Source organism: Barnesiella sp. CU968, assembly GCF_905219685.1.
Classification (GTDB): domain Bacteria; phylum Bacteroidota; class Bacteroidia; order Bacteroidales; family Muribaculaceae; genus Lepagella; species Lepagella muris_A.
The window spans coordinates 1-3828 of sequence record NZ_CAJMXD010000294.1; the positions used below are offsets into that span (position 1 = coordinate 1).

The window sequence follows — 3828 nt, forward strand, 5'->3', positions numbered from 1 at the left end:
ATCCATGATTTTTGGGTTGCTCCGCAAAATTAACACCGCCCAGCCGGTCAGGCAAGGCGGTTTATGGGACGTTTACTAAGATATAAAGTTGACTCAGCTCACCCGGAATGAGCCGAGCCAACTTAAAGAATATATAGTCAAACTCTAAACCTAAAGCCTAAATACTCATCTATACCCTTCATTCTGGTCTGTGCCGAGGATATCGTCATTCTGGTCGATCTCGGACTGAGGGATAGGCCAATATTTATTAAATTCCTGTATTGTGCCGTAACGGTTAGCCCATTTGTTGCGAGCTTTGACATATTCAAGGAACTTACCTGTGCGGACAAGGTCAAAACGTCTCCAACGCTCACCGAACAACTCTCGGACACGCTCCGTCATGAGAGCCTCAAAGAACTGGTCTTTCGACATTCCTTTGTTCCACTGCTTGTCGGCAGGAATATTATTCTCCCATGCGCGTTTACGCACTTCATTCACATAATCTACAGCTTCGGATGTATGTCCGGTCTCATTGAGACATTCAGCGTAAAGGAGAAGAACGTTGGCATAACGCAGCCAAGGTATGTTCTTACCGGAGTTCCACATATTGTTAACGCCCATTCCTGAATGAATATCAGTGCGGAAGTCTTCATATTTCTTTATGTGGGGGAGAAGCTCGTCATGGTCATCGCCAAGACCCTCCCATGCCAGGGATGAGAGATCGGGCACTTGACCGAACCATTCGAAATCATATCTGAGCGATTCATCGCGACGGATATCGCCATCCTCCCAAATACCGCCATCCTCTACATCGCTATATGCCCATGCAGAAGGAACAGCGTGATCATAACCGGCGAAGAAACATCCGTCCTGACCCATATTGGCAGCTGCACGCGAACCTATCTGGAACTGGATGCAGTTATTATCAGGCCATGTAGTATTGAACTGCCATTCGAAAATAGCTTCCGCCGAATTTTTCACATTATAATCAAAGAGGTCATAATATTCCACCAAGCGGAACTTCTGGCTGTCGATAATCGCCTTGAAACATTTTGCAGCCTCTTCAAAATCGCGGAGACCGGTCTCTTCAGGCGCAGCCATATATGCATATCCAAGAAGCATGTTAGCAGCATAGACCGTGGCTCTCTGAGGATCATTGGATTCAGGACAATATCTCACCGCCTCCTTGAGATCGTCAATAATAAATCCCCATACCACATTAAGCGGCTGACGCGCATATGTGAGTTCCTCCTGACGCTCCATGTCTATAATAGGAATCCTTCCGAATATCTGGGTCAGTTCCATGCACAGACCGGCACGTATGAAGTTTGCCTCTCCATATATTTTACCGGACAGCTCATCTTCATCTTTCTTTGATTTCAAGGCATTGATAAGCTTGGCCGACTCTCCGACTTTAAGGTAGCGGCAGTCCCAGGTATCCTTTATGTAGGAGAGTTCCGAAGTGAGCATCGCATCGTAACGGTCAAGAGAACCACGGCGACCGCCATCTTCCTTCAATGCCTGCAATGCGCCTGACTGGATTTCATCCGTTCCCACCATCACTTCCCAGAGGTATCTGTCTTTGAAGCACTCACGCCATTGGCGATAGCAGGAAAGCAAGTTCGACTCGGCATATTCCGGATCAGAGAAAATCTGCTCTTCAGAGATTGATCCGGTGGGTTTTTCGTCAAGGAAATCGCTACAGGAGGTGAACATCATTGCCGAGATTCCTGCAACACCCATATATTTGATTATATTTGAGAATTTCATTGTCTGTTCGATTATAGGGTGAATGAAAGTCCGATTGTGTAGCTACGCTCAGTGGGGAAGTAACCGCTGCCGTCGCCCCATTCGGGATCATAACCTTTATATTTAGTGATTGTAAACACGTTGCCTGCCGTGAAATATAGACGAAGATTATCGAAACGTATCTTACGCAGTATATTCTTGGGGAATGTGTATGAGAAAGAAAGGTTAGAAAGCTTCAGGAAGTCTGATTTCTGCACATATCTGTCTGTATCTCCCGCTCCATATGCAGAATAACCGTCGGCATTGAACATTCTGCGGGGAAAGTAGGCGCCGGTATTTTCCGGGCTCCAGCTATCAAGAAGGTCGGGAGAAGCGTTGCTCATACCGACAGAGCTGATCAAAGATTCATAATAACCGCTAATCATTCTGCCACCGATAGAATACGTGAAGATTGCATTAAGTGTCAAGCCTTTCCAAGTCAAGTCCGTAGAGAAACCGCCATAAGCTTTGGGATCCATGCTTCCAAGACATACACGGTCATAAGAATCGACTACGTCATCCGGTATCCCGTCAGGACCTGAAACGTCAAGGGCATAAAGGTCTCCAAGACCGATTGTGCGGCCGTTAAATGTCTTGCCCTCCCATTCGGAGCGGTTCCATTCATTGGCGATACCGCCGGCTTTAAGGCAGTAAAGGTTGTTGAGCGATTCACCGATGAACAGGTTACCGGTGCGGTTATTGTCACCATTATAGATATGATCAACATTTCCATAAAGTTTGGTGATCTTGTTGCGATCCATACCGAGGTTGAAGTTCACGTTCCATGTCCAGTCCTGAGTGCGGATGGGAGTTGCACCGATAGAGAGTTCAAAACCTCGGTTGGTCATCTCGCCTACGTTCTCTGTAGTATATATATAACCGGATGAAGATGCGAGAGAGTGAGAATAAAGGAGATCAGAGTTCGTGATCCAGAATCCATCGGCAGAAATGTTCAGTCGGTTGTTGAAGAACGCAAGGTCGATGCCGAGGTTCCCCTGTTTCTGTTTTTCCCAAGTGATACCGGGTGTGCCACGGCGTCCGTCAGTGCCATATCCGGCAGTTCCGTCTGTTGATCCATAAGGAGAGTAAAGTGTAAGATAGAGGAAGTCTCCGATATTCTGGTTACCCACCGATCCGTAACCTCCGCGAAGCTTCAAAGTGTTAAGCCAGTCTGTTTTGGGGAAGTAAGGCTCGTTGGCGATATTCCATGCGAGAGAGAACGACGGGAAGAACCCCCATTTGTTACCTTTCCCGAATTTTGAAGAACCGTCCCAGCGACCTGTGAAAGTCACGAAGTAACGATAGTCATAGTTATAATTGCCGCGCACTACATAAGAGATGAGCGAACTGTTGCTGAGATAATTCCCGACAGCTCGGTTCTCTATGTCTGCATTTGCTCCGAGCACATTGAAACCGAGATCGTCTGACGCAAACCTGCGACCTTCTCCCCAGAGTCCGTCGGCAACATAACGCGACATAGACATACCCGCGAATGCATTCAAGCGGTGAACATCTGCAAACGTCTTGTCATAGCTTACAGTGTTGTCCCACTGCCACTGTGTGGACGCATCACGCTGCTGCTTGGCATAGTTGTCGCCTCCCCTGTATCGGATAGCTTCCTGAATACCTGTGGGAACAAACTGTGCCCATTTCTGCTCAGCGCGGTTGATAGCGAATGTGGTTCGTATATTGAGTCCTTCAAGAGGATTGATGTTGATGAAGTTTGATGACATGAGATGATAGCGGGAACGCTCTGTCTTCACGCCGTTCAATGTGTTGAAAGGATTAAAATTATTATTGGTGTCGCCTGATTGTGCACGCCAGAAGAGAGTGAGGTTTTCCTGATCGAATCTTGTCTCGTCATTCATGAAAGGCTCATAGTCAAGAAGCGGGTTGCCGTTATAGTGAGCCTGGTTATATACTTGACCATCCGTCATAACGTCGTTGGTGTAAGTGAAAGAGGTGTTAGTTCCTACACGTAACCAGCTTTTAATATCAACAGACACGTTTGCACGACCTGAATAGCGGCGCTGCTCTGTGCCTTTCATGATACCGTTCAGA

General features: G+C 47.1%; 2 protein-coding genes. Both read right to left on the bottom strand.

The genetic code is table 11. The features are described from left to right. Positions 1-165 precede the first annotated feature (165 nt). Positions 166-1749, bottom strand: coding sequence for a RagB/SusD family nutrient uptake outer membrane protein (locus JX312_RS10460; RefSeq protein ID WP_123405738.1), 1584 nt, complete (start codon positions 1747-1749; stop codon positions 166-168). 11 nt (positions 1750-1760) lie between these two features. Next, positions 1761-3828: SusC/RagA family TonB-linked outer membrane protein (locus JX312_RS10465; protein ID WP_204457956.1), on the bottom strand; the 2068-nt coding region annotated here is incomplete at its 5' end.

Bases quoted from the DNA above. Each gene is read 5' to 3' on its own strand.
- JX312_RS10460 (WP_123405738.1), bottom strand. From the start codon at position 1,749: ATGAAATTCTCAAATATAATCAAATATATGGGTGTTGCAGGAATCTCG.